This is a genomic window from Mesorhizobium sp. WSM4313, assembly GCF_002294725.1.
Lineage (GTDB): Bacteria > Pseudomonadota > Alphaproteobacteria > Rhizobiales > Rhizobiaceae > Mesorhizobium.
The window spans coordinates 90525-114084 of sequence record NZ_NSFT01000007.1; the positions used below are offsets into that span (position 1 = coordinate 90525).

General features: G+C 63.5%; 25 protein-coding genes and 1 pseudogene. 8 read left to right on the forward strand and 18 right to left on the reverse strand.

The window, feature by feature from the left end; all coding sequences use genetic code 11:
- Nucleotides 1–78 precede the first annotated feature (78 nt).
- The 6 genes from ahcY to CK219_RS17530 form a co-directional block, all read right to left on the reverse strand.
- Entirely contained in the window at nucleotides 79–1479 is a 1401-nt protein-coding gene (ahcY, locus tag CK219_RS17505; protein WP_095767996.1) for an adenosylhomocysteinase, read from the reverse strand.
- A 290-nt stretch (nucleotides 1480–1769) separates the two neighbouring features.
- On the reverse strand, nucleotides 1770–2066 hold the full coding sequence (locus tag CK219_RS17510; protein ID WP_095767997.1) for an HPr family phosphocarrier protein: 297 nt from the start codon (nucleotides 2064–2066) through the stop codon (nucleotides 1770–1772).
- Nucleotides 2063–2464, reverse strand: coding sequence for a PTS sugar transporter subunit IIA (locus CK219_RS17515; RefSeq protein ID WP_027166957.1), 402 nt, complete (start codon nucleotides 2462–2464; stop codon nucleotides 2063–2065). Before CK219_RS17515 ends, CK219_RS17510 begins: the two co-directional genes overlap by 4 nt.
- A gap of 164 nt (nucleotides 2465–2628) precedes the next feature.
- Nucleotides 2629–3090, reverse strand: a complete 462-nt coding sequence (locus CK219_RS17520) for a serine kinase (RefSeq protein ID WP_095767998.1) — start codon at nucleotides 3088–3090, stop codon at nucleotides 2629–2631.
- A gap of 13 nt (nucleotides 3091–3103) precedes the next feature.
- Nucleotides 3104–4888: a sensor histidine kinase gene (locus tag CK219_RS17525; protein ID WP_095767999.1), complete on the reverse strand. Its 1785-nt coding sequence runs from the start codon at nucleotides 4886–4888 to the stop codon at nucleotides 3104–3106.
- A gap of 127 nt (nucleotides 4889–5015) precedes the next feature.
- The gene (locus tag CK219_RS17530; protein ID WP_006201274.1) at nucleotides 5016–5717 is read right to left on the reverse strand and encodes a response regulator transcription factor; all 702 of its coding nucleotides are present in this window, start codon (nucleotides 5715–5717) and stop codon (nucleotides 5016–5018) included.
- 340 nt (nucleotides 5718–6057) lie between these two features.
- On the opposite strand from CK219_RS17530, the gene CK219_RS17535 reads away from it, so the two are divergent.
- From CK219_RS17535 to CK219_RS17550, 4 genes are all read left to right on the forward strand, one after another.
- The gene (locus tag CK219_RS17535) at nucleotides 6058–7668 is read left to right on the forward strand and encodes a phosphoenolpyruvate carboxykinase (protein ID WP_095768000.1); all 1611 of its coding nucleotides are present in this window, start codon (nucleotides 6058–6060) and stop codon (nucleotides 7666–7668) included.
- Nucleotides 7669–7750: 82 nt separating this feature from the next.
- Nucleotides 7751–8188, forward strand: a complete 438-nt coding sequence (gene arfB, locus CK219_RS17540; protein ID WP_095768001.1) for an alternative ribosome rescue aminoacyl-tRNA hydrolase ArfB — start codon at nucleotides 7751–7753, stop codon at nucleotides 8186–8188.
- A gap of 188 nt (nucleotides 8189–8376) precedes the next feature.
- Nucleotides 8377–8994, forward strand: a complete 618-nt coding sequence (locus CK219_RS17545; RefSeq protein ID WP_095768002.1) for an alpha-ketoglutarate-dependent dioxygenase AlkB — start codon at nucleotides 8377–8379, stop codon at nucleotides 8992–8994.
- A gap of 107 nt (nucleotides 8995–9101) precedes the next feature.
- Nucleotides 9102–10277: a glycosyltransferase family 87 protein gene (locus CK219_RS17550; RefSeq protein ID WP_176477053.1), complete on the forward strand. Its 1176-nt coding sequence runs from the start codon at nucleotides 9102–9104 to the stop codon at nucleotides 10275–10277.
- A gap of 411 nt (nucleotides 10278–10688) precedes the next feature.
- Here the strand turns inward: CK219_RS17550 and CK219_RS17555 are convergent, their stop codons facing one another.
- The 12 genes and pseudogenes from CK219_RS17555 to hisB all read right to left on the reverse strand — a co-directional run bounded on the left by CK219_RS17555 (nucleotide 10689) and on the right by hisB (nucleotide 20223).
- Nucleotides 10689–12188, reverse strand: coding sequence for a hypothetical protein (locus CK219_RS17555; RefSeq protein WP_141245372.1), 1500 nt, complete (start codon nucleotides 12186–12188; stop codon nucleotides 10689–10691).
- Nucleotides 12189–12416: 228 nt separating this feature from the next.
- Complete coding sequence (locus CK219_RS17560; protein WP_095768005.1) at nucleotides 12417–13967, reverse strand: hypothetical protein; 1551 nt, start codon at nucleotides 13965–13967, stop codon at nucleotides 12417–12419.
- A pseudogene (locus CK219_RS17565) lies at nucleotides 13964–14239 on the reverse strand (GtrA family protein); the annotation flags it as partial. The pseudogene CK219_RS17565 and the gene CK219_RS17560, both read right to left, overlap by 4 nt.
- 219 nt (nucleotides 14240–14458) lie before the next feature.
- Nucleotides 14459–15418 (reverse strand): type I pantothenate kinase, encoded by a 960-nt coding sequence (coaA, locus tag CK219_RS17570; protein WP_095768007.1) that lies wholly within the window; start codon nucleotides 15416–15418, stop codon nucleotides 14459–14461.
- A 78-nt stretch (nucleotides 15419–15496) separates the two neighbouring features.
- Nucleotides 15497–15820: a phosphoribosyl-ATP diphosphatase gene (locus CK219_RS17575; protein ID WP_095768008.1), complete on the reverse strand. Its 324-nt coding sequence runs from the start codon at nucleotides 15818–15820 to the stop codon at nucleotides 15497–15499.
- A gap of 9 nt (nucleotides 15821–15829) precedes the next feature.
- Nucleotides 15830–16621 (reverse strand): imidazole glycerol phosphate synthase subunit HisF, encoded by a 792-nt coding sequence (gene hisF, locus CK219_RS17580; protein ID WP_095768009.1) that lies wholly within the window; start codon nucleotides 16619–16621, stop codon nucleotides 15830–15832.
- Nucleotides 16621–17460 carry an arginase family protein gene (locus CK219_RS17585; protein WP_095768010.1) on the reverse strand — a complete coding sequence of 280 codons (840 nt, stop codon included), beginning with the start codon at nucleotides 17458–17460 and terminating at the stop codon, nucleotides 16621–16623. The genes hisF and CK219_RS17585 overlap by 1 nt, the downstream gene beginning before the upstream one ends.
- Nucleotides 17457–18203: a 1-(5-phosphoribosyl)-5-[(5-phosphoribosylamino)methylideneamino]imidazole-4-carboxamide isomerase gene (gene hisA / locus CK219_RS17590; RefSeq protein ID WP_095768011.1), complete on the reverse strand. Its 747-nt coding sequence runs from the start codon at nucleotides 18201–18203 to the stop codon at nucleotides 17457–17459. Before hisA ends, CK219_RS17585 begins: the two co-directional genes overlap by 4 nt.
- 3 nt (nucleotides 18204–18206) lie before the next feature.
- The gene (locus CK219_RS17595; RefSeq protein WP_095768012.1) at nucleotides 18207–18497 is read right to left on the reverse strand and encodes a DUF1330 domain-containing protein; all 291 of its coding nucleotides are present in this window, start codon (nucleotides 18495–18497) and stop codon (nucleotides 18207–18209) included.
- 2 nt (nucleotides 18498–18499) lie between these two features.
- Entirely contained in the window at nucleotides 18500–19150 is a 651-nt protein-coding gene (hisH, locus tag CK219_RS17600) for an imidazole glycerol phosphate synthase subunit HisH (protein ID WP_095768013.1), read from the reverse strand.
- Between the two features lies 1 nt (nucleotide 19151).
- Nucleotides 19152–19622: a DUF2628 domain-containing protein gene (locus tag CK219_RS17605; RefSeq protein ID WP_095768014.1), complete on the reverse strand. Its 471-nt coding sequence runs from the start codon at nucleotides 19620–19622 to the stop codon at nucleotides 19152–19154.
- A 4-nt stretch (nucleotides 19623–19626) separates the two neighbouring features.
- A complete protein-coding gene (gene hisB, locus CK219_RS17610; protein WP_095768015.1) occupies nucleotides 19627–20223 on the reverse strand; it encodes an imidazoleglycerol-phosphate dehydratase HisB in 597 nt (198 codons plus the stop codon).
- A gap of 215 nt (nucleotides 20224–20438) precedes the next feature.
- Between hisB and hslV the strand changes: the two genes are divergently transcribed.
- The 4 genes from hslV (at nucleotide 20439) to hslU (ending at nucleotide 23497) form a co-directional block, all read left to right on the forward strand.
- Nucleotides 20439–20990, forward strand: a complete 552-nt coding sequence (gene hslV, locus CK219_RS17615) for an ATP-dependent protease subunit HslV (RefSeq protein WP_095768016.1) — start codon at nucleotides 20439–20441, stop codon at nucleotides 20988–20990.
- Nucleotides 20991–21052: 62 nt separating this feature from the next.
- Nucleotides 21053–21577 (forward strand): GNAT family N-acetyltransferase, encoded by a 525-nt coding sequence (locus CK219_RS17620; protein WP_095768202.1) that lies wholly within the window; start codon nucleotides 21053–21055, stop codon nucleotides 21575–21577.
- A gap of 4 nt (nucleotides 21578–21581) precedes the next feature.
- Nucleotides 21582–22181: a DUF2585 domain-containing protein gene (locus CK219_RS17625; RefSeq protein ID WP_095768017.1), complete on the forward strand. Its 600-nt coding sequence runs from the start codon at nucleotides 21582–21584 to the stop codon at nucleotides 22179–22181.
- Between the two features lie 5 nt (nucleotides 22182–22186).
- On the forward strand, nucleotides 22187–23497 hold the full coding sequence (gene hslU / locus CK219_RS17630) for an ATP-dependent protease ATPase subunit HslU (protein WP_095768018.1): 1311 nt from the start codon (nucleotides 22187–22189) through the stop codon (nucleotides 23495–23497).
- The last annotated feature ends 63 nt before the right edge of the window (nucleotides 23498–23560 follow it).

The window sequence follows — 23560 nt, forward strand, 5'->3', positions numbered from 1 at the left end:
AATCATTGGCGCAAAAAATAAAGCCGGGTGGAAAGTCAACCACCCGGCTTCAATATATGGTAGATAATTTCGCTTTGGTTAATAGCGGTAGTGTTCAGGCTTGTACGGGCCCTGCGGCGTCACGCCAATATAGGCGGCCTGTTCGCCGGACAGCTCCGTCAGCTTGGCGCCGAGCTTGTCGAGATGCAGCCGCGCGACCTTCTCGTCGAGGTGCTTGGGCAGCACATAGACCTGGTTCTCGTACTGGCCGTGCTTGCTGAAAAGCTCGATCTGCGCCAGCACCTGGTTCGTGAACGAGGCCGACATGACAAAGCTCGGATGCCCGGTGGCGTTGCCGAGATTGAGCAGGCGGCCCTCGGACAGAAGGATCATCCGCTTGCCGTCCGGGAAGGTGATCAAATCCACCTGCGGCTTGATGTTGGTCCATTTCAGGTTGCGCAGCGCCGCCACCTGGATCTCGTTGTCGAAGTGGCCGATATTGCCGACGATCACCATGTCCTTCATCGACCGCATATGGTCGAGCGTGACGACGTCCTTGTTGCCGGTGGTGGTGATGACGATGTCGGCGGTGGGCGCGGCGTCTTCCAGCGTCACCACCTCATAGCCGTCCATCGCCGCCTGCAGCGCGCAGATCGGGTCGACCTCGGTGACTTTCACACGCGCGCCGGCGCCGCGCAGCGAGGCCGACGAGCCCTTGCCGACGTCGCCATAGCCGCAGACCACCGCGACCTTGCCGGCCATCATGGTATCGGTGCCGCGGCGGATGCCGTCGACCAGCGATTCCTTGCAGCCGTATTTGTTGTCGAATTTCGACTTGGTGACGGAATCGTTGACGTTGATCGCCGGGAAGGGCAGCAGGCCCTTCTTCTGCAGCTGGTAGAGGCGGTTGACGCCGGTGGTGGTCTCCTCGGTGACGCCGCGGATCGCTTCCCGCTGCTTGGTGAAGAAGCCTGGCGAAGCCTTCAGGCGCTTCTTGATCTGGGCGAACAGGATCTCTTCCTCCTCGCTGCCGGGATTGGACAGCACGTCCTCGCCGGCCTCGGCGCGCGCGCCGAGCAGGATGTACATGGTGGCGTCGCCGCCATCGTCCAGGATCATGTTGGAGGTACCGCCATCGGTCCACTGGAAGATCCGGTCGGTGTAGTCCCAATAGTCTTCCAGCGACTCGCCCTTGATGGCGAAGACCGGAATGCCGGCCTCGGCTATGGCCGCGGCCGCGTGGTCTTGGGTCGAGAAGATGTTGCAGGAAGCCCAGCGGATGTCGGCGCCCAGCGCCTTCAGCGTCTCGATCAGCACCGCCGTCTGGATGGTCATGTGCAGCGAGCCGGTGATGCGCGCGCCTTTCAGCGGCTTCTTGGCGCCGAACTCCTCGCGGCAGGCCATCAGGCCCGGCATTTCGGTTTCGGCGATCTCGATCTCCTTGCGGCCCCAGCCGGCAAGCGAGATGTCGGCGACCACATAGTCCTTGCTACCCGTCATGGCAGTGCTCCGGTGTGATTTTTTCTCAAGGCGCGCCGACGCCGGGAGGCGCATGGGAGGGCGCGGTTGCCGGCTTGACTACCAGATCGGTCGCCGCACGACAATGGGACATAAAGAAATCTTTATGCGCGCATGTCTTCGGAAAAGCGAGATGTTCCGTGAAGTCGGCGCAAACGCCGGGGATTGGTTGAAGCCGCCGCGACGACGCGATGGACGTTTCGGCCAATCTCCAAGGCATGCGCCTGCCAACGCAAACAGAGCCGACCGGTAAAAATCCCTGTGCTGAGGAACTAGATTTCCTCGCCGAAACGCGAGGCGATCAGCTGCTCCAACGCGTCCATGGCCGGCACGGCTTCCGGGCCGCTGGCGATGACGCGGATCGAATAGCCTGGGCTCGCCGCCAGCATCATCAGGCCCATGATCGAGGTGCCGCCGACCTTCACGCCGTCCTTCTCGACATGGATGGTGGCGTCGAAGCCGCTGGCGACCTGGACAAACTTGGCCGAAGCGCGCGCATGCAGGCCGCGCTGATTGATGATCGGGAACTCCCGCACCACCTCATCCGTCCGCGGCGCCGATGCGTTCATTTGCTGCTCAGGAGCTGGCTGGCGACGTTGATGTATTTACGGCCGGCCGCTTGCGCTTCGTCGAGCGCGGCTGCCATGTTGTCGCCCTTGCGGATCGAGGAGAGCTTGATCAGCATCGGCAGGTTCATGCCGGCGATGACCTCGGTGCGGCCGGATTCCATCACCGAGATGGCGAGGTTGGAAGGCGTGCCGCCGAACATGTCGGTGAGCACGATGACGCCTGCGCCGGTGTCGACGCGCGCGACCGCGTCGACGATGTCGGCCCGGCGCTGCTCCATGTCGTCGTCGGCGCCGATCGCCACGGTTTCGAAATTGTCTTGCGGCCCGACGACATGCTCTACGGCATGTCGGAACTCGGTGGCGAGTTGACCGTGCGTCACGAGCACGAGTCCGATCATTCTCTGGTGGCTCCCGTCATCGCCGCTTCACAGGCGTATCTTATGTTCGCCGGCCATTCCAGGCGGCGGGAGCGCTATCTTGTCGACGCACGGCCGGTTGACAAGCCCAAAATTGCGGCGGCCCGGGCCATTTTGACGCATCGCAGCAAAAAACCCGGGCCGGATCATGAAAAAGGCTGGATCGACAGCCGCGCCATCAGCATGGGCAACGCGGCGGTGACATTTTGCCGGGCGACATCGACGCGGGGCAGCCGGCATCCGCCGATCGTCTCCGTGGTCTCGTCCTGCAGACGCGCCATGCCCGCCGGTTCGACAAGCCGCGCCACAAGGTCGATCACGGCGGCCGGTTCGAAAGCCAGCGGCCGCGGTCCGATGCCGTGCACCTCGGCGAGGCCGGCGATGTTCGCCGGCGCGCGGCAAACCAGCCGGCCGCTGTGCGCGGCCACAAACAACTGGTCGTCGCCGACCAGCCGGGCAAAAAGGCCTCGCGCGCGGCAATGATCGACAAGCGCCAGCGCCAGCGTCGTCTTGCCGGCGCCCGACGGCCCGGTGATCAGCACGCCGCGCTCGCCGACCAGTATGGCCGTCCCATGAATGTTGCGGGGCTTTGCGGCGGCGCTTGGCATGTCGATTCGGCGATCAGCCTTCCGCCGGCAGCGTCACCACGAAACGCGCGCCCTTGATCTCGCCGGGCTTGGTGCCGGGGATGTTCTCGGCCGTCAGCGTGCCGCCATGTGCCTCGACGATTTGGCGGCTGATCGACAGCCCGAGGCCGGAGTTCTGGCCGAACGCCTCGCCGGCCGGCCGGTCGGTATAGAAGCGCTCGAAGATGCGGTCGATCTTCTCGGCCCGGATACCCGGGCCGTTGTCGTCGACGGTGATGATGTTGAACTTGCCGGCGCGCGCCAACGAGATCGCGATGTGGCCATGCTCGTCGGGCACGAAGGAACGCGCGTTCTCGATCAGGTTGGTGATGACCTGGCCGATCCTGAGGTCATGGCCGACGACGAAATAGCCTTTGGCGCCGGCCGGCAGCTTGGCGACCTTGAGGTCGATCTCGACGGCCTTCTTGTTGCGCGTCGTCTCGCGCGAGACGGCGATGAGGTCGGTGATGAACTTCTTCAGGTCGACGGTCGCGGCATCGTCGCGCGCCAGCTCGGCATCGAGGCGGGACGCATCCGAGATATCGGTGATCAAGCGGTCGAGCCGCCTCACGTCGTGCTGGATGATCTCCATCAGGCGCGCGCGAGAAGCATCGTTTTTCGCCAAAGGCAGTGTTTCCACGGCGCTGCGCAGCGACGTCAGCGGGTTCTTCAACTCATGCGACACGTCGGCCGCGAAACTTTCGATCGCTTCGATTCTCGCGTACAGCGCATTCGTCATATCGCGCACGGCAATGGACAAATTGCCGATCTCGTCCTGACGATCGGAAAAGTCGGGGATTTCCTCGCGGCTCTTGACGCCGCGCCGCACCCTGACGGCGGCGGCTGAAAGCCGGCGCAACGGATTGGCGATGGTGGAGGCGAGCAGCATCGACAGGATCGCGGTGACGAGCGCCGCCACCCCGAACACGCGCAGGATCGCCTTGCGCTCGGCCGCGACGATCTTGTCTATGTCGCCGCCTTCGGTGGACAGCATCAAGACGCCGAGCACAGCGCGGAAGCGCTGGATCGGCACCGCGACGGAGACGATCTGTTCGCCCTGCTCGCTCACCCGCACGATGGTCGAAGGGCTGCCGGTCAGCGCCTTGACCACTTCGGGAAAGGCCGCTCCGTTGCCGCCGGGCTGCTCGTGGTAGACCGGCAGGTCCTTGTTGCGGAAGAAGTCGAAGATGAACTTCTCCACTCGCTCCACGACGCCCGGCTGCTCCTCGTCGACGGGCGGCAGGTCGTAGCGCAGGATCTGGCCGCGCGAATAAAGATGCCGCGAATCGAGCAGCAGGTTGGCGTCGCGGTCATAGATGCGGGCGCGGGTGCGCGTCGGCGAGATCAAGCGTCGCAGCACCGGCGCGACGCGCTCGGGATTGATCGGGAAATCGAGGTTGTCGAGCTGGTCCGACCCCGGCCCCAGGCTTTCGCCCGCCTGCAGCTCCAGCAGCTTTTCCGGATCGATGCTGATCGAATCGGTCTCGACGGTCGCCGAAGCCGCGATGGCGCCGGCGATGATCTCGCCCTGCGTCATCAGGCTTTCGACGCGCGCGTCGATCAGCCCGTCGCGAAAGGTGTTCAGGTAAAGGATGCCGGTGACCAGCACGGCGAGGCCGGCCAGGTTGAGGAACAGGATGCGCCGCGTCAGGCTGGAGAAGATGTGATGGCCGAGAAACCGGCGCATCGGCACCGTGATTTTCGAAACGAAGGCGGGCACGATCCGCGGCGGACGCCTTGCCGCGCCCGCCCGTCTGCCTCGCTCTACTTCCACTGCCATCGAATAGCAGGCCCTGTTTAGTTAGTGAGTAGTGAGTAGGCAGTAGGGAAGTGGTTGGCTGACTTCGGCTATGGGTGGCCGCCCGCATCATTCAAAACTGACTACTGACTATTCCCTACTGCCTATCTTACGCTTCCCGGAACCGGTACCCGACTCCGTAAAGGGTTTCGATCATCTCGAAGTCGTCGTCGACGGCCTTGAACTTCTTGCGCAGCCGCTTGATGTGGCTGTCGATGGTGCGGTCGTCGACATAGACCTGTTCATCATAGGCTGAATCCATCAGCGCATCACGGCTTTTTACCACACCGGGGCGCTGCGCCAGCGAATGCAGGATGAGGAATTCGGTCACCGTCAGCGTCACCGGCTCGCCCTTCCAGGTGCAGGTGTGCCGCTCCTGGTCCATCACCAGCTGGCCGCGTTCGAGCGAGCGGGCCTGCTGGCTGGGCGCCTTGGCCGCCGCCTCGCGGGCGCTGGTGCGGCGCAGCACTGCGCGCACGCGCTCGACAAGCAGGCGCTGCGAGAACGGTTTGCGGATGAAGTCGTCGGCGCCCATCTTGAGGCCGAACAACTCGTCGATCTCGTCGTCCTTCGACGTCAGGAAGATGACCGGGAGATCCGACTTCTGGCGCATGCGGCGCAACAGCTCCATGCCGTCCATGCGCGGCATCTTGATGTCGAGGATGGCGAGGTTCGGCGGCCGTGCCGCCAGGCCTTCCAGCGCCGACGCGCCATCGGTGTAGGTTTCGACCCGATAGCCCTCGGATTCGAGCGCGATCGACACCGAGGTCAGAATGTTTCGGTCGTCATCGACAAGCGCGATTGTTGCCATTTCAAGCGGCTCCCTCATGAGCTGTCCCTTCTGTCGTCGAGAAGGGGCTTTTGCAGGACAAATTGGGTACAAAATGTGGCACGGGCCTTGTCCGAAGTCACGGGCGGCCTGCCGTCACACGCCATCGCACCCATAGTGGGATTGGACGAACCGAGCCTGCCAATCCTTTGGGCAACCTCTACGTTTTTTGCACATATAAACGATTTAAACAACTTTCAAATTTTTTAAATCGATTAATGATTTGATATCATTCGGCTTTTCTGGTTCTGAACCTGACGGCCCCAGCGCGGGCTCAGGGAAGTAACCCGTCAGATGCGGCCAAATCCAGAGAGGAAATTTGATGTCGGAAGCCGGCAAACGCAACCCCGACTGCGCCATCGACGCGATCGGCCTGAAGACAATGGGCATGGTACGCTATAATTTCGGCGCGGCCGAACTCTACGAGGAAGCGATCCGGCGCGGCGAGGCGAGGTTGACCGCGCAGGGCGCGTTGGTCGCCGAGACCGGCCAGCACACCGGGCGTTCGCCGAGGGATAAATTCGTCGTGCGCGACGAGGCGACCGGCGGCCAGGTCTGGTGGGACAACAACAAGGCGATCTCGCCGGGTGAGTTCGAAGCGCTGCTGGCGGATTTCAAGGCACATGCAGCCGGCAAGGACCTCTACGTGCAGGACCTCGTCGGCGGCGCCGACGCCAATCTGAAGCTGCCGACCCGGGTCATCACCGAATTCGCCTGGCACTCGCTGTTCATCCGCAATCTTTTGATCCGTCCCGAAGCCGCGGAGATCGAGCGTTTCGTGCCGCAGCTTACGATCATCGACCTGCCCTCCTTCCGCGCCGATCCGGCCCGTCACGGCACCCGCACCGAAACGGTGATCGCGGTCGACCTCACCCGCAAGATCGTTCTGATCGGCGGCACCTCCTATGCCGGCGAGATGAAGAAGTCGGTTTTCACCGTGCTGAACTATCTGCTGCCGGCAAGGGGCGTGATGCCGATGCACTGTTCCGCCAATGAAGGTGCGGACGGCGACGCAGCCGTCTTCTTCGGCCTGTCCGGCACCGGCAAGACGACGCTGTCGGCCGACCCGTCGCGCACGCTGATCGGCGACGACGAGCATGGCTGGGGCCCGCAGGGCATCTTCAATTTCGAGGGCGGCTGCTACGCCAAGACGATCAGGCTGTCGGCGGAGGCCGAACCGGAGATCTTCGCCACCACGCAGCGCTTCGGCACGGTGCTGGAGAACGTGGTGCTCGACGCCGGCCGCGTTCCGGATTTCAACGATGGCAGCCTGACCGAGAACACGCGCTGCGCCTATCCGCTGGATTTCATCCCCAATGCCTCGAAGACCGGCCGCGCCGGGCATCCGAAGAACATCATCATGCTGACCGCAGACGCCTTCGGCGTGATGCCGCCGATCGCCAGGCTGACGCCGGCGCAGGCGATGTACCATTTCCTGTCGGGCTATACCGCCAAGGTTGCCGGCACGGAAAAGGGCGTCACCGAGCCGGAGGCGACGTTCTCGACCTGCTTCGGCGCCCCGTTCATGCCGCGCCATCCATCCGAATACGGCAATCTGCTGCGCGAGCTGATCGCCGGCCATGGCGTCGACTGCTGGCTGGTCAACACCGGCTGGACCGGCGGCGCCTACGGCACCGGGCGCCGCATGCCGATCAAGGTGACGCGCGCCTTACTGGGCGCCGCGCTCGACGGTTCGCTGAAGTCGGCCGAGTTCCGCACCGACGCCAATTTCGGCTTTGAGGTGCCGGTGGCGGTCCCGGGTGTCGACGGCGCCATTCTCGACCCCCGCTCGACCTGGGCGGACAAGGCCGGTTACGACCGCCAGGCCGCGAAGCTGGTCAACATGTTCGCCGTCAATTTCGAGAAGTTCGAACGCCATGTCGACGCGACCATCCTCGGCGCGGCGCCGAGGATGCAGGAAGCGGCTGAATAGCAGTCACTGCTAATTTCTTCCTCCAGGGCCTGGCTCGCGCCGGGCCTTTTCTTTTTGCCGCCGTCGCGTCATGAGTGCGTCCATGGCAAGCGACGACGATATCATCATCTCCGGCGAAGCGGTCATCCGTCCTGGCGACCTGCATGAGGACTTCATCCGCTCGTCGGGTCCGGGCGGCCAGAACGTCAACAAGGTGGCCACCGCCGTGCAGCTGCGCTTCGACGCGGCGAACGCGTCCGGCCTGTCCGAGCGCGTGCGCGAGCGCGCCATCAAGCTGGCCGGCCAGCGCGCCACCAAGGACGGCGTCATCGTCATCGAGGCAGGCCGCTTCCGCACCCAGGAGCAGAACCGCGCTGACGCGCGGGCGCGGCTGACTGCATTGATCGCCAAGGCGGCCGAGCCGCCGCCTCCGCCGCGCAAGAAGACCAGGCCGTCCAAAGGCGCTGTGGAGCGCCGCCTGAAGAGCAAGGCAGGCCGGTCGACGGTGAAGAAGCTGCGCGGTCGGGTGGAAAGCGACTGATCCGGCCAAAGCCGCTGGTTTCGGGTCGCCGCCTTCTTTGAAGGATGGCATGGCTTGGGGCATGATGCCGAACAGTGTGAAGCGGTTTTCGGGACATCATGCCCTATCCCTCTGATTTAGAGACGGATTCAGATTTCATGTCGAACAGACCCGAAACCATCCGGCTCTAGGGAGCAACGGATCGATCCATGCTCGTTTTGCCCAAAGGCGTCCGCCATATGCCGGGCTACCTCCCGCGCCCGGCCCAGGAAGCGCTGGTCGAGGAGGTCAGGCGCGTCGTGCAGGCCGCACCCCTCTACGTGCCGGCCATGCCGCGCACCGGCAAGGAGATGAGCGTGCGCATGACCAATTGCGGCGCGCTTGGCTGGGTGACCGACAAGGAGCGCGGCTATCGTTACCAGCCGACGCATCCGGTGACTGGCGAGCCCTGGCCGGCGATCCCGGAAGCCCTGCTGGAATTATGGCGCGAGGTCTCGGCCTATCCGCATCCGCCCGAGGCATGCCTGGTCAACTTCTATTCGGCGGATGCCAAAATGGGCCTGCATCAGGACCGCGACGAACAGGATTTCGCCGCGCCCGTGGTGTCGGTCTCGCTAGGCGACGACTGCCTGTTCCGGGTCGGCCAGGACAGGCGCGATGGCGGCACCAAGTCGTTCAGGCTGAAGAGCGGCGACGTCGTCGTGCTTGGCGGCGAAGGCCGCCTCGCCTTCCACGGTGTCGACCGCATCTATCCGGCGACATCGGCGCTGCTGAAGAACGGCGGCCGCATCAATCTGACGCTGCGGCGGGTGACGGTGCCTGGCTGAGCATATTGGGGCAAGACGATCTTAAGGACACCTGGGCTACAATCGCGGTTGCTATAACCGAGATCGCCATGCAACCGGATTGGATCAGGACCAGAAGCCTTTTGGACGTGGCCATTGTCACGGTCGTGTCGATCATCGCCGCATGGATGACTTGGTTCTACCTGAGCTTTCTGTGGACCTTGGACAGCCGAGGCTTTTCCGCGCTGTCGCACAGGCTCCCCTACTGGGATTTCACCAACCTCTGGGCAGGTTCGCGCATGGCCATCGAGGGCCACGTTGCCGTTCTCTTCGACGTGGAGGCCTACCGCGCGGCGCTGCGCGCGATGTTCTCACCCGACCTTCCAAATCAGGAATGGAGCTATCCGCCGAACATCCTCCTGCTCGGCGTTCCGCTTGCCACCTTGCCGATTCTGCCCGCCTATCTGATCTGGACGTTCGGGACCGTGCTGTGCCTGTGGCTGGCTGTCCGGCCGCTGAAGCTCGGAGCGGCCGTGGAACTGGCGATTGTCTTGAGCCCGGCGGTTATCTGGAACTCCTTGTTCGGCCAGAACGGCGCGCTGACCGCCGCGCTGTTGATCGGAGGCCTCGCCGTGGCGCCAAGGCGTCCGCTGCTGGCCGGAATCCTGTTCGGCCTGCTGACGATCAAACCGCATCTCGGCATTCTCGTGCCCTTCTGCCTGCTCGCCAGCGGCAACTGGCGCGCCGTTCTCGCGGCGATCGGCACCAGCGTCGTGATCGCCCTCGCCACCGGCCTGTTCTTTGGCTTCGATGTCTGGCGCCTATTCCTGACCGAAACCCGCCCCTTGATGACGGCGATCATGGAGGCGCCTTATCCGCAGCCCTATCAGTACAACGCGATAACGGTGTTCTTCACGGCGAGAGTTTTCGGCGCCGGGGTGACCTCCGCCTATGGCGTGCAGGCGGTCGCGACCATCGCTTCCATCGCCGCGGCGATCTGGCTCTGGCGGCCGGGCCGCGTGGTCTCGCATCAGGAACGCGTGGTGCTTACCGCTGTCCTCGCAATCCTGGCCACGCCCTATGGCTACACCTACGACACGATCGGTGTGGCCGTAGCGGTGGCGATGCTCGCCGCGATGGTTTCCAGGCCGCCTCGGCTGATCCTGGCGATTTGCTGGCTCGCGCCTTTCGTCGTGAATTTTTTCACCTGGGGCGGATATTGCGTCGCTGTCCTGATCCCGCTGTTTCTTGCCGCGTGGATGCTGCATTCGATATGGACGAGAGGCCGGAAGGCTGAACTCTCGGGAGAACCGTCCCTAGCTTGAAACAATTCCAAGATACGTGCGCAGCGATAGGCTCGGCGGCTTTGCCGCAGCCTTCCGTTCGCCGCAGGAAGTATGAAGAATGACGGCCATGTCAATTTGAGGCAGTCGCGGGTCCTCGTGCCTGGCTAATTCCTGCGTTGCGCTGTCGCACCCGTACCTCGCCCCGCGCGCACCACGCCATCAATGACATCAGCGGCAGGAAAAGCACGACGCCGATATGCTCACGCTCGCTGAAACATTGCCGGGAAACAGCACCGGCATCGCATAGGCGGCGCGGGCAAGCGCGAGAAGCGCCGGTCCTTCCCTGAAACGGGCGGCGCACCCCCGCGCCGGCCAGCATCAGTCCCGCCAGGGCAGCCAGAAAGGAGATATCCTTTAAGCGCCAATTGATCTCGATAAGCCAGTGCCGCCCTAATTGCGTTCGGCGATATCGCTGCGGATGAACAGGGTTACGGAGGCGTTCTGATAGAGCAGACGATAGTCCTGCAAAGCCTTTGCGATCAAAGGGCTGTCACGCAACGGCGCCGTTGCGTGCGGCTGCGTCAGATGGAGCTTTATCGGTACGTCCGGTCCTGCGGTTCCGTCATCGGCAACGATATCCGGCCGTTTCGTGGCCAACTCACTGGCGATCGCCTGCGTGTAATCCGCGCGCAAGGCTTCGAGCCTGAGGCGGGTCGCGATATCCGGCCCAGACTCGATCAGGACCTGGGCATCATTGACCATCCAGCCGGACGGGTGGCGCCCAACCATGCGAGCGCCGGTCATCCGGACGAGCGGATTGCCGATCTGCAGCGCCGAGCCGATCGATATTAAGGTTGGGTGATCGGCGATCCGGTTGATGGCGGCCGTCGCCGCGTCGAGATCGCCACGCGGTTCGACGAATGCCAGGCCTTGCCGTGGCGCGACGGTCGTTACGAGCAAAAGCAGACCGAACCCGACACCCGCCCTTGCCAGCACAGGCAGGTCGCGCTGTGGCCGCACGCGGATAAACTGGAGCACAAAGGCCAACATGCCGAGCGTCAGGAACGGCATCGCCTGATAGGTCCAGCCTTTGCCCAAGACGACAAACCCAGGGACATAGCCAACACCTGCCAGCAGCAGAATCTTCGCATCGCGATCGGGCCGGTCAGGGTAGGCCATGGCCAACGTTGCCGCGGCCATGGCCACGAAAATCTTCACCGGCAAGAGCATCAACATGTCGACGACCGGCAAGCGCATCGGCAGATAGACCTCGCGCAGCAAAGGCAGGACATCGGTGAAGAAGGGCTGCATGAAAACCACAAGCACGACCAGATAGGCGACGGTCAAAACAGCGCCGAACACATTCTCGGTCGTCAGCAGAGGCCGCGCCGAGCGTCGCTGCGCGGCAAGGACCAGCACCGGCGCAGCCAGCGCCAGCACGCTGAAGGGCGGTTTGATCATGACGAAAATCGCGGCGCCAATCCCGGCGGCAAGCCGCTCGGCCGTGCTGCCGGCGCGGAAATCCGCTGTCCGGTCGCGTGCCGCAAGCAGCGCCAGCCAAGGCAAAAGGCAGATGACTGCGATTTGTTCGCGCTGGCCGAAATCCGCCGGCGACAGCGCAAGCAGAAGAAACACCAGGACCGGAACTGCCCAGACGAATCGCGTCAGCGTTTGGTCGGCACGTACGAGGATTCGAGCTGAAAGCCAGACCGAACCGATTGCCAGCTCTACCATGCCGAGCCCCACCCAGAGCTCCGCCGAAAACCCGGTCAACCGCTCAAGAATCAGGAATGGCAGATAGAGCCAGGTGGAAAAGGGCGGATTGGCCTCGGCGACGTCGACATAAAGGCGTTCGCCGCTCAGCACGCGGTCGCCGACGGTCAGCAGCCACGATACGTCGACATTGCCCGGCAAGAGGCGCGAGACGACGATCGCATAGAGAGCGATCAACAATGTTGCGGCAGCCGGCAGACCAAGGCGAAATGCAGTTCCGGCCTGACGGGGCCGCAGATCGGCCTGCTCGCCTGAAGCAACCAATGGCGCATCCATGCCGGGAGCCTCAATAGCAGTACAGCGTTTGTGGCTTAGTTTCTAACGGACCGGCAGTTAAGCGCGCTTTAACCGGCAGCCACCGTTCAAAATTTCCTCGCGACCTCTCCCGAAAAGGACGGCTGCGGATCACTCTGCCTGGGCAGTTCCTGCATTGCGCAGCAACACCCGCACTTCGTCATCCTCGGCAATCTGCTGATAGCGTCGCAGGAAGTTGGTGTAGTCTTGCCACTGGGCAAGCTCCGCATTCCAGTCCCTGTCCTTTTTCTCGACGATTATCATGGCAGGCTTCTGGGTCTCGAGTTCGGCGATCTTGCTCTCGATGTAGCGATCGGCGATCTGCCGGTAGTGGGACGCCGCCTCCTGGTCGCCGTTCCGGCTTGCGATGCCCGAAAGATAACGCGCTGATTCACCCAGCCAGTCGTTGCAATGGCGTGAAATCCATGTCCCGCCGAGCATGCGGGTAAGAGGATGGCCTCCCGAGATGTCGGCGCCGACTAGCGCGACGGTCGGCTGAGGAGCAGCGGCCTTAAGCTTGGCGACAAACTCTGCACTGAGCTTCTGTGTCTGCATGAACGGGATGGCGGCGGCGGCAATGATGACAGCCAGCAGCACCTTGAGCACCAGTTCCATTGCCGTGCCCGGCGACTTGTATGTCGCCGGGGCAGCTTGCGCCATCCTCAGCAGGAGGGCCGCCAGAATCAGACTGAAGGCCGGAAACGCGTGATAGGGCCAGCCTTTTGCCTGGTAGATCAGCGGCACGGTCGCAGCCAGCGAAGCAAGCGTGAACACGGTGACCAGTGGCGACAAAGGCAATCCCGGTCTAAGAAGATATAGCGCGGCAAGAGCGACCACATAGATCGGCACATAGATCTCCAGCAGCGCCTGCATCTTCTGCATCCGCATATAGGTGTCGGCCAGCATCGGATAGACGACGCTCAGGAATTCCGGATGGAAATACTGGACGGCAACGACATAGGCGACGCAGACCAGGCCGATCGCCCAGTTCTCGACGGCGAAAAGCATCCGAATCGACCGGCGGCTCCAGGCCGCGTATAACGCCGGAACGAGCACGACCAGTGCATAGTAGGGCTTCACCAGAACCAGCACGCTGCCGCTAAGCCCGGCAAGAACCGCCGTCAGGATACTCGGCACGCGTCCTTCGATAGGCGCCGCGCGCCACGCCGTCAGCACCAGCATCGGCAAAAACAACGCGATCCCCAGTTGCTCCCGTTCGGTGAAAGCATTGCCCGGGAAGATGACGAGCAGGGCCAGGAACAGCGGCAACATTTGAAACAGCGCGCGGTTCTCGGCAAGACCGGCCTGTCTGGCGATCAGCCCGGCAAACGCCAATCCTGCCAGGCAAATCGCATAGCTGTAGGCATGAACCGCCACCTCCGGCGACATGCCGACCTTGTGCGCCAGTGCCACGACCGGCATGAACATCCAAGGCGTGAAAGGCGGATTGACTTCGAACACGTCGACATAGAGCCGTGATCCGGCAAGCATCTTCTCGCACAGCGTGATCACCCAACTTGTGTCTGGTATGACGCCCCATCGCATCTGCCAGGGAATGGCGGCCGCCAGGACCAGCACGCAAAGGATCACGGTCCATGCCCACGTATTGCGCGCTTCGCCGATCGGCGCGTCTGCTGTCGGTCTGTCGAGCACGGCGGTCATCGGCTCTCTCCTTCGGGGCAGAGGGGGCCGTTGGCGCCCATGGGAGCGCCGAAGACAAACTTGCGTAAGACTTCGAAGTTCAGAACCGGCACTAGAATGGAAGCCAGCGCCACCGGCGCCGATGACAGGTATCCGGCGAGATCGGTGAGAATTGCGGCCAGCCCAACGGAGAGGAGGAATCCGGCCCCGGTTGCACAGGCGAAGCGGAAGATTTCGACGCCAAGCGCACCGTCAGGCATGAACGTCACGCAGCGATGCCCGCAATAGGAAAACGCTGCTCCGGCGCTGGCGTCGAGCTTGTCGAGTTAGGCTCATCCCGCCGGACAAGTAGCGGCAGCGCCGCCTCTGCATTGAAGCCCGGAATGACCAGTGAATAGACCGGGGGCTCGCGTCCCGCGGCATTGCCCGCATTGATCACCGGTTGCCTCCCGACACCCGCTGGAGTTTGGCTGGCAACGCTAGTCGGGATTGCCTAAGGCGCCGTTAAGGGGTCACAATTTCCTTAACGCCACTTCCTCGATCAGGTGGTTGGTGCCCTTGCGCAGGATGAGGTCGGCCCGCGCCCTGGTCGGCAGAATGTTCTCGCGCAGGTTCTTCAGGTTGATGTTGGCCCACAGCCCCTCGGCGATGGCCCGCGCGGCATCCTCGGAGAGCTGCGAATAGCGGTGGAAGAAGGAATCCGGATTGCGGAAGGCGGTTTCGCGCAGCCGCATGAAACGCTGGATGTACCATTGATGGATCAGCTTCTCGTCGGCATCGATATAGATGGCGAAATCGAAGAAGTCGGACAGGAACGGCACGATCTTGCCATCCTTCGGCAGCTTGCCCGGCTGCAGCACGTTGATGCCTTCGAAGATCAGTATGTCCGGCCGGTCGATGGTGACGAACTCGCCGGGGATCACGTCGTAGGTCAGGTGCGAATAGACCGGCGCGCTGACGCTGCTTTGCGCCGACTTGATGCCGGACAGGAATCTCAGCAGCGCGCCGACGTCGTAGCTCTCGGGGAACCCCTTGCGCTCCATCAGGTTCTCGCGGCGCAGGATCTCGTTGGGCAACAGGAAGCCGTCGGTGGTGATGAGGTCGACTTTCGGGCTCGACGGCCAGCGCGCCAGAAGTTCCTTCAGCACGCGCGCCGTGGTCGACTTGCCGACCGCGACCGAGCCGGCAATGCCGATGATGAAGGGTGTCTTGACGACGTCCTGCGCGTTGAAAAAGGCCTGGCGCTGCCGAAACAGCAGCTGGCTTGCCTCGACATGGGCCGAAAGCAGCCGGGACAGCGAGAGGTAGATGCGCTTGACCTCTTCGAGGTCGACCGGGTCGTTGAGCGAGCGCAGCCGGTCGATCTCGTCCCCGGTCAGCGTCAGCGGCGTGTCGGCGCGAAACTGCGACCATTGCTCGGCGGAGAAGAATCGATAGGGGGAATACTTCTCGGTCGGAGCCAGCTGGTCCATCGGGTTTCCTGCCCTCCTAGAGCGTGCCGCCGAAAAGTGCGAAGCCGTTTTCGGGCGACATCATGCTCTCTCTTTCGATCAGCCCTGGGGCCGGGACGCCTTTTCGGCGGTACCCGAGCGGCTGGTTCGGCCCTCAAGCTCCTTCAGCACCTCGTCAAGCGGAATGCCCGCGATGCCAAGGACGACCAGCCAATGATATATAAGATCGGCGCTTTCCGAAACGACGGCTTTCTTGTCCCCCTTGACGGCGGCAATCACCGTCTCGACGGCTTCCTCTCCGAGCTTCTGCGCCGCCTTGTCGATGCCTTTGGCGAACAGCTTCGCCGTCCATGAGTCGGCGTCGCCGGAATGGGCGCGCTGATGGATGATCGTTTCCAGCTCGGCGAGCGAAAATTGAGCCATAGCAGCGGTTTAAGTCCGATGGGCGGCCGAGTCCAGCCGCATCGGCAGGCCGGCCCTGGCCATATGCGTCTTGGCTTCGGCAATGGTGTAGGTGCCGAAATGGAAGATCGAGGCGGCGAGCACCGCGCCCGCATGGCCGTCGCGGATGCCTTCGACCAGGTGATCGAGTGTTCCGACGCCGCCGGAAGCGATCACCGGCACACGCACGGCGTCGGCAATCGCGCGGGTGAGCGCAATATCGTAACCGGCCTTGGTGCCGTCGCGGTCCATCGAGGTCAAAAGAATCTCGCCGGCGCCGCGCTCGACCATGCGCTGCGCGAATTCGACCGCGTCGATGCCGGTCTTCTCGCGTCCGCCATGGGTAAAGATCTCCCAGCGGTCGGTCTCGCCTTGCGTCGATACCTTCTTGGCGTCGATCGCCACGACGATGCACTGGTTGCCAAATTTATCGGCGGCTTCCGCGACGAAATCCGGGTTCTTCACCGCCGCCGTGTTGATCGACACCTTGTCGGCGCCGGCCAGGAGCAGCTTGCGGATGTCGGCCACCTGGCGCACGCCGCCGCCGACGGTGAGCGGCATGAAGCACTGCTCGGCAGTTCGGGCAACCACGTCGAAGATCGTCTCGCGATTGTCGGACGAGGCGGTGATGTCGAGGAAGCAGAGCTCGTCGGCGCCTGCGGCATCATAAGCCTTGGCGGCCTCGACCGGGTCGCCGGCATCGACGAGGTCGACGAAGTTCACGCCCTTGACCACGCGGCCGTTCTTGACGTCGAGGCAGGGGATGACGCGGGCCTTGAGCATCACTTGCGCTCCAGCGTCGAGAGCAGATCGACCACCAGCGCGCCGACCAGCGGCGGCACGTCGCCCTTGGGGTCGAAGGCCGGATCGTAGGCGGAGATGGTGAGCCCGGCGATGGCGAGCGGCCCGGCGAGGCCGCACATGGCGGTGCGCAGCTGCTCGGGAGCCGGACCGCTGGGCGTGGTGTAGCGATTGGCCTGCAGCTTCTCGGGGTCATGCACGTCAAGGTCGACATGCATGTGAACCTGGCGCGCGCCGTCGGCCTTCAGCCTTTGCGCCGCGCTCTTCCAGTCCGGGCATTCGGTCCGGATGATCGGCAGCTTTTCCAGCAGTTCCTGTTCCGCGCTGTCGAGGTCGCGCGCGTTGACCAGAACGCAGCGCGACGGATCGAGCGGCTTGAAGCCCGGGATATGCGCCGCTATCGATCGCCAGCACAGGCCCAGCACGGTGGCCAGCGCCATGCCGTCGAGAAAGCCCGTTGTGGTGGTTTCCGGCGTGTTGAGGTCGCCGTGCTGGTCGGCCCAGATGATGGCGTCGGCACCGGCACCGGCCACGGCGCCGGCGGCGGTCAGGCAGTTGCCGGCCAGCACGATCGGAAACCGCTTCCTGTCCAGTGCCATGCGGACTTCGCCTGAAACGGCGTTGCAGACGGCAAATCCGGTACCGATCTCGCGCTCGGCTTCGTCCTCGACCACCTTGCCGATGTCGCTGACCTCGACATCGTGGCCGGCGAGCTTCAGCGCCTCGGCCAGCCCGCCCGAAATCAGCGCGTCCGGGCCCTGGCCGCAGCCGCCGTGGAAATGGCCGCTGTCATAGGAGGCCAGAATGATCGAAATGTTCACGCTCTTGCCCCCGTCCGCTCGCCGCGCAGGATCGCCAGCGCCTCGGCTGGGTCGATACGTCCGTCATACAGGGCGCGGCCGGAGATCGCGCCTTCGAGTTTTTGCGCGTCGGGCATGGTCATGCGCACGATGTCGGCGATCGAGGCGAGGCCGCCGGAGGCGATCACCGGAATCGACACGGCCTCGGCGAGGTCGATGGTCGAATCCCAGTTGATGCCGGAAAGCACGCCGTCGCGGTCGATGTCGGTGTAGATGATGGCGGCCACGCCCGCGCCCTCGAATTTCTTGGCGAGCTCGATGACGCCGAGCTCGGAGGCCTCGGCCCAGCCTTCGACCGCGACCTTGCCGCCCTTGGCGTCGATGCCGACCGCTATTTTCCCTGGAAATGCCTTGCAGGCCTCCTTGACCAGGTCGGGTTCGCGCACCGCCACGGTGCCGAGGATAACGCGCGTCAGGCCGCGATCCAGCCAATCCTCGATCTGCGGCAAGGTGCGGATGCCGCCGCCGAGCTGCACCGGGTTCTTCGTAGCCTTCAGGATGGCACCGACCGCTGCGCTATTGACGCTCTGGCCCTTGAAGGCGCCGTTGAGGTCGACGACATGCAGCCACTCGAAACCCTGCTCCTCGAAGGCCCTGGCCTGCGCGGCGGGATCGTCGTTGTAGATGGTGGCGGTGGCCATGTCGCCATGCTTCAGGCGCACGCACTTTCCGTCCTTGAGGTCGATGGCGGGAAACAGGATCATCGGTCAGGCGCCCTCGACAATGACGAAATGGCCGGTCGAAGCGGCGAGCCGGAACTTCGAGGCATGCTGATATTCAGGCGAATGATAGCATTCGATCGCCTTGTCGTAGGACTCGAACTCCACCAGCACGTGACGGTTGCCGGTCGGCCCTTCCGGACTCTCGTAGCGTCCCGCGCGGACCGGGAACTTTGCGCCGTATTTCGCGAAAGCGACGGCATTCGCGTCGATATACTGCTTGTAGACATCCGGATCGCGGACATCGATCATTGCCATCCAATAGCCCTTCTTGCTCATTGTCAGGGCCTCCACTTCAGGAAATTGGTGATCAGGGCCAGGCCGAGCGCTTGGCTCTTCTCGGGGTGGAACTGCGTGCCGGCAAGGTTGTCGCGGGCGACGGCCGCCGTCACCGCGCCGCCATAATCGGTCGTCGCCAGCACTTCGCCCGAATTCTTCGCGTCCAGATGATAGGAATGGACGAAATAGGCGTGCAGCCCCTTCGGACCGGTCTCGATGCCGGAAAACAGCGGGTGCTTGCGTTGGAGTTCGATCGTGTTCCAGCCGATCTGCGGAATTTTCAGCGCCGGATCGGACGGCGTGATCTCCTTGACGTCGCCGGCGATCCAGCCGAGCCCATTGGTGACGGTCTTCTCCAACCCGCGTTGCGACATCAGCTGCATGCCGACGCAGATACCGAGGAAAGGCCGCCCCTTACGAAGCGCGGCCTCTTCCACCGCCTCCCACATCCCCGACACCGCATGCAGGCCGGCGGCGCAGTCGGCATAGGCGCCGACGCCCGGCAGCACGATGCGGTCGGCGGAACGCACGCGCTCGGCGTCGGCCGTCAGCTCGATCGTCGCGGCAAGGCCCGCTTCATGCGCGGCGCGCTCGAAGGCCTTGGTGGCCGAGCGCAGATTGCCCGAGCCGTAGTCGATGATTGCCACCCGCATGTCAGGGCCTTCCAGGCGTATGGGTCAGGCCGAGCGCCATGCCTGTCTGCGGCGGACGTGCCTGCGATGCATCCGGCACGATGCGCGGCAGAGGCTGCTCCTCGCTCTCCACGTCGGTTTCCAGCGCATGGCGCGTCTCGGCATCGGCGAGATTGCCGGCCTCGATCACGCCCCATTCGCGCCAGCCGCGCCGCCGCAGCGAGGCGATCCGCAGGCCCTGGCCTTCGAAGCCGACATAGAGCGAGACCAGCAGCGACAGCAGCGATCCGGCCCCTTCGAGCCCGAGTCTCTCGCCGGCCGCCGACAGGATCGCCATGACGATGAAGGTCAGAGCCGCCTCGATCCACATCCGGTGCCAGGCGAGCCAGAGCGGCGCGACCAGGAAACCCAGCCAGGTGAAGCTGTCGCGCACGAAAATTGCGTCCTCGGCTTTGTTGCCGGCCGGCGGCGCCATCACGACATAGATCGCCATAGGGCTATCCTTTCAGGGATCCCTTGGTGGAAGGCACCGCGTCGGGCTGGCGCGGATCGGGCTCCAGCGCTGCGCGCAACGCCCGCGCCACCGCCTTGAAGCAGGTTTCGGCGATATGATGGTTGTTGGCGCCGTAATGGTTGGTCATATGCAGCGTGATGCCGGCATTCTGCGATAGCGCCTGGAAGAACTCGCGCACCAGCTCAGTGTCGAACGTGCCGATCTTCGGCGACGAGAAGCCCACATTCCAGACCAGGAAGGGCCGGCCCGAGACGTCGATCGCCGCCCTGGTCAGCGTCTCGTCCATGGCAAGGTCGATCGAGGCATAGCGCATGATGCCGCGCCGTTCGCCCAGCGCCTTGCTCAGCGCCTGGCCGATCGCGATGCCGGTGTCCTCGACCGTGTGGTGGTCGTCGATATGCAGGTCGCCCTTAGCCTTGACCGTCATGTCGATAAGCGAATGCCGCGACAGCTGGTCAAGCATATGGTCGAAGAAGCCGATGCCGGTCGAAATGTCGGATTTTCCCTTGCCGTCGACATCGACGGAGACCGAAATCTCGGTTTCCTTGGTCTTGCGGCTGACTTCGGCCGAACGCGTCATCGCTTTGTCCTTGTTGCCCTGCTTGGAGGCGCCAGGGCTTGAAAACGAGAGCCTTCTATCAGCATGATCCGGCGATTGCCAGTTGCCATTCCGGCCGCTATCGGCTCGGCCTGAGGTAGTTTGCAATCGTTGGCCCTATGCATACATATGGCCGATCAAACTCACTCGTACCGCGCCAATCGCCTTTTCAAGGGATAGCGCGCATCGGAGCTCAAATGTCCAATGAACTCACCATGCACGCCACGACCATCATCAGCGTGCGCAAAGGCAACAAGGTCGTGATCGCCGGCGACGGCCAGGTCAGCCTCGGCCAGACGATCATGAAGGGCAACGCCCGCAAGGTGCGCCGCATCGGCAAGGACGGCAGCGTCATTGCCGGCTTCGCCGGCGCTACCGCCGACGCCTTCACCCTGCTCGAGCGGCTCGAAGCCAAGCTGGAGCAATATCCGGACCAGCTGACGCGCGCCTGCGTCGAGCTCGCCAAGGATTGGCGCACCGATCGCTACCTGCGCAGGCTGGAAGCCATGATGCTGGTCGCCGACAAGTCGGTCTCGCTGGCGCTGACCGGCAATGGCGACGTGCTGGAGCCCGAGCATGGCGTCATGGCCATCGGCTCCGGCGGCAATTACGCGCTGGCCGCGGCACGCGCGCTGATCGACACCGACAAGGATGCCGAGGAGATCGCCCGCAAGGCCATGCAGATCGCGTCCGACATCTGCGTCTACACCAACAACAATTTTGTCGTCGAAACGCTCGATGCCGCTTGAACATGACCCCGAACCGAAGGACCGCGAAAGCGAACGGTAGCCGCCGGTTTTCGGACAAGATCATGGTCGAACAGGAAGATAGCTATGATTTTCGGCCGGTCACGGAAAAAGACCTGCCGATGATCGCCGGCTGGCTGCGCGAGCCGCATGTCGCCGAGTGGTGGGACGATCCGGAAAAGGAAATCGCCGAGATCCGCGAGCATATCGATTCGGTTTCGGTGGAGCCGCTGATCGTCGAGCTCGACGGCAGGCCGATCGCCTATCTGCAGAGCTATGATCCGCATATGGAGGACGACCATCCCTATGCCGACCAGCCTTTCGGCACGCTGGGTATCGACCTCACGATCGGTCCGCCGGAACTGGTCGGGGTCGGCCATGGCTCGGCCATCCTGCGCCAGTTCGTCGGGGAGCTTTTGGAGGAAGGCGCGCCGCGCGTCATCATCGATCCGCATCCCGACAATGGCCGCGCCATCCGCGCCTATGAGAAGGCCGGCTTCAGGCCGATCGGGCGCAGGCATTCGCAATATGGGGACGTCGTGCTGATGGCCGTCGATGCGGCCGACGACGATGAAAATCTGGGGGACTGAGGCAATGACTGCATCCGGAGGGGACAAGACGCTTTCGGCCTATGAAGACAGCTGGCGCATGGGCCTGCTGCTCGTGCTTGCTTTGATAATCTTCCAGGCAGGCGCCTTGTACGGCATGGGCCACCCGCCGATCTGCACCTGCGGCTACGTCAAGCTCTGGCACGGCGTGGTCAACAGTCCGGAGAACTCCCAGCACATCACCGACTGGTACACCTTCTCGCACATCATCCACGGCTTCCTGTTCTATGCGCTGGCCTGGGCGCTGTTCCCGCGCTCGCCGGTGGGCTTAAGGCTCGCCTTCGCCGTCCTCATCGAAGGCGGCTGGGAGATCCTGGAAAACAGCCCCTTCATCATTGACCGCTACCGCGCCGGCACCATCTCGCTCAACTATTACGGCGACTCGATCATCAACTCGGTGTCCGACACGCTGTTCATGGCGCTGGGATTTGTGATGGCGCGAAAGCTACCTATATGGGTGGTCGTGGCCCTGGCGCTCATCTTCGAGTTCGGCACGGGTTACATCATCCGGGACAATCTGACGCTCAACGTGATCATGCTGCTGCATCCGTTCGAGTCTATCAGGCAGTGGCAAAGTGGAATTTGAGTAACATGAGCACCTTTTCTCCCCGCGAAATCGTTTCGGAACTCGACCGCTTCATCATCGGCCAGAAGGACGCCAAGCGCGCCGTGGCCATTGCCTTGCGCAACCGCTGGCGCCGCCAGCAGCTGGAAGGCCAGATGCGCGAAGAGGTGATGCCGAAGAACATCCTGATGATCGGCCCGACCGGGGTCGGCAAGACCGAGATCTCGCGGCGCCTGGCGCGGCTCGCCGGCGCGCCCTTCGTCAAGGTCGAGGCCACGAAATTCACCGAGGTCGGTTATGTCGGCCGCGATGTCGAGCAGATCGTGCGCGATCTCGTCGAGGTCGCCATCGGCCTGACGCGCGAGAAGATGCGCGAGGACGTCGCCGCGCGCGCCCAGATCAACGCCGAGGAACGCGTGCTGGAAGCGCTGGTCGGCAAGACGGCGAGCCCGGCGACCCGCGACTCCTTCCGCAAGAAGCTGCGCGACGGCGAGCTCGACGACAAGGAGATCGAGATCGAGGTGGCCGACACCGGCACCGGCGGCATGCCCGGTTTCGAGATCCCCGGCATGCCGGGCGCCAATGTCGGCGTGCTCAACATCAACGACATGCTGTCGAAGGCGATGGGCGGCCGCAGGACCAAGACCCGCAAGACCACGGTGCGCGATTCCTACGCGATGCTGGTCAACGACGAGTCCGACAAGCTGCTCGACCAGGACGAGGTGGTGCGCAGGGCGCTGGAATCGGCCGAGAATGACGGCATCGTCTTCCTCGACGAGATCGACAAGATCGCCGCCAGGAGCGACATTTCGGGCGGCCCGTCGCGCGAAGGCGTGCAGCGCGACCTGCTGCCGCTGGTCGAAGGCACCACCGTCGCGACCAAATATGGGCCGATCAAGACCGACCATATATTGTTCATCGCTTCGGGCGCCTTCCATGTCTCCAAACCGTCCGACCTGCTGCCCGAGCTGCAGGGCCGCCTGCCGATCCGTGTCGAGCTGCGCGCGCTGGAGAAGGCGGATTTCATCCGCATCCTCACCGAGACTGAGGCGAGCCTCATCAAGCAGTATATCGCGCTGATGAAGACCGAAGGCGTCGAGCTGACCTTCACCGACGACGCCATCGATTCGCTCGCCGGCATCGCCGTCGATCTCAACGCCAGCGTCGAGAACATCGGCGCGCGGCGCCTGCAGACCGTGATGGAGCGCGTGCTGGACGAGATTTCCTACGACGCGCCCGACCGCCACGGCACGGCCGTCACCATCGACGCCGCCTATGTCGAGAAGCATGTCGGCGACCTGTCCAGAAACACCGACCTGTCGCGGTTTATTCTTTAAGTTCTATCTGGGTTTCGGGCTGGCCTTCGAGCCGGCCTGAAACGCCCGCCCAATGCCCCGATT

Coding starts and splice junctions, on each gene's coding strand:
- ahcY (WP_095767996.1), bottom strand. CDS start 1,479: ATGACGGGTAGCAAGGACTATGTGGTCGCCGACATCTCGCTTGCCGGC.
- CK219_RS17510 (WP_095767997.1), bottom strand. CDS start 2,066: ATGAACGCATCGGCGCCGCGGACGGATGAGGTGGTGCGGGAGTTCCCG.
- CK219_RS17515 (WP_027166957.1), bottom strand. CDS start 2,464: ATGATCGGACTCGTGCTCGTGACGCACGGTCAACTCGCCACCGAGTTC.
- CK219_RS17520 (WP_095767998.1), bottom strand. CDS start 3,090: ATGCCAAGCGCCGCCGCAAAGCCCCGCAACATTCATGGGACGGCCATA.
- CK219_RS17525 (WP_095767999.1), bottom strand. CDS start 4,888: ATGGCAGTGGAAGTAGAGCGAGGCAGACGGGCGGGCGCGGCAAGGCGT.
- CK219_RS17530 (WP_006201274.1), bottom strand. CDS start 5,717: ATGGCAACAATCGCGCTTGTCGATGACGACCGAAACATTCTGACCTCG.
- CK219_RS17535 (WP_095768000.1), top strand. CDS start 6,058: ATGTCGGAAGCCGGCAAACGCAACCCCGACTGCGCCATCGACGCGATC.
- arfB (WP_095768001.1), top strand. CDS start 7,751: ATGGCAAGCGACGACGATATCATCATCTCCGGCGAAGCGGTCATCCGT.
- CK219_RS17545 (WP_095768002.1), top strand. CDS start 8,377: ATGCTCGTTTTGCCCAAAGGCGTCCGCCATATGCCGGGCTACCTCCCG.
- CK219_RS17560 (WP_095768005.1), bottom strand. CDS start 13,967: ATGACCGCCGTGCTCGACAGACCGACAGCAGACGCGCCGATCGGCGAA.
- coaA (WP_095768007.1), bottom strand. CDS start 15,418: ATGGACCAGCTGGCTCCGACCGAGAAGTATTCCCCCTATCGATTCTTC.
- CK219_RS17575 (WP_095768008.1), bottom strand. CDS start 15,820: ATGGCTCAATTTTCGCTCGCCGAGCTGGAAACGATCATCCATCAGCGC.
- hisF (WP_095768009.1), bottom strand. CDS start 16,621: ATGCTCAAGGCCCGCGTCATCCCCTGCCTCGACGTCAAGAACGGCCGC.
- hisA (WP_095768011.1), bottom strand. CDS start 18,203: ATGATCCTGTTTCCCGCCATCGACCTCAAGGACGGAAAGTGCGTGCGC.
- CK219_RS17595 (WP_095768012.1), bottom strand. CDS start 18,497: ATGAGCAAGAAGGGCTATTGGATGGCAATGATCGATGTCCGCGATCCG.
- hisH (WP_095768013.1), bottom strand. CDS start 19,150: ATGCGGGTGGCAATCATCGACTACGGCTCGGGCAATCTGCGCTCGGCC.
- CK219_RS17605 (WP_095768014.1), bottom strand. CDS start 19,622: ATGGCGATCTATGTCGTGATGGCGCCGCCGGCCGGCAACAAAGCCGAG.
- hisB (WP_095768015.1), bottom strand. CDS start 20,223: ATGACGCGTTCGGCCGAAGTCAGCCGCAAGACCAAGGAAACCGAGATT.
- hslV (WP_095768016.1), top strand. CDS start 20,439: ATGTCCAATGAACTCACCATGCACGCCACGACCATCATCAGCGTGCGC.
- CK219_RS17620 (WP_095768202.1), top strand. CDS start 21,053: ATGGTCGAACAGGAAGATAGCTATGATTTTCGGCCGGTCACGGAAAAA.
- CK219_RS17625 (WP_095768017.1), top strand. CDS start 21,582: ATGACTGCATCCGGAGGGGACAAGACGCTTTCGGCCTATGAAGACAGC.
- hslU (WP_095768018.1), top strand. CDS start 22,187: ATGAGCACCTTTTCTCCCCGCGAAATCGTTTCGGAACTCGACCGCTTC.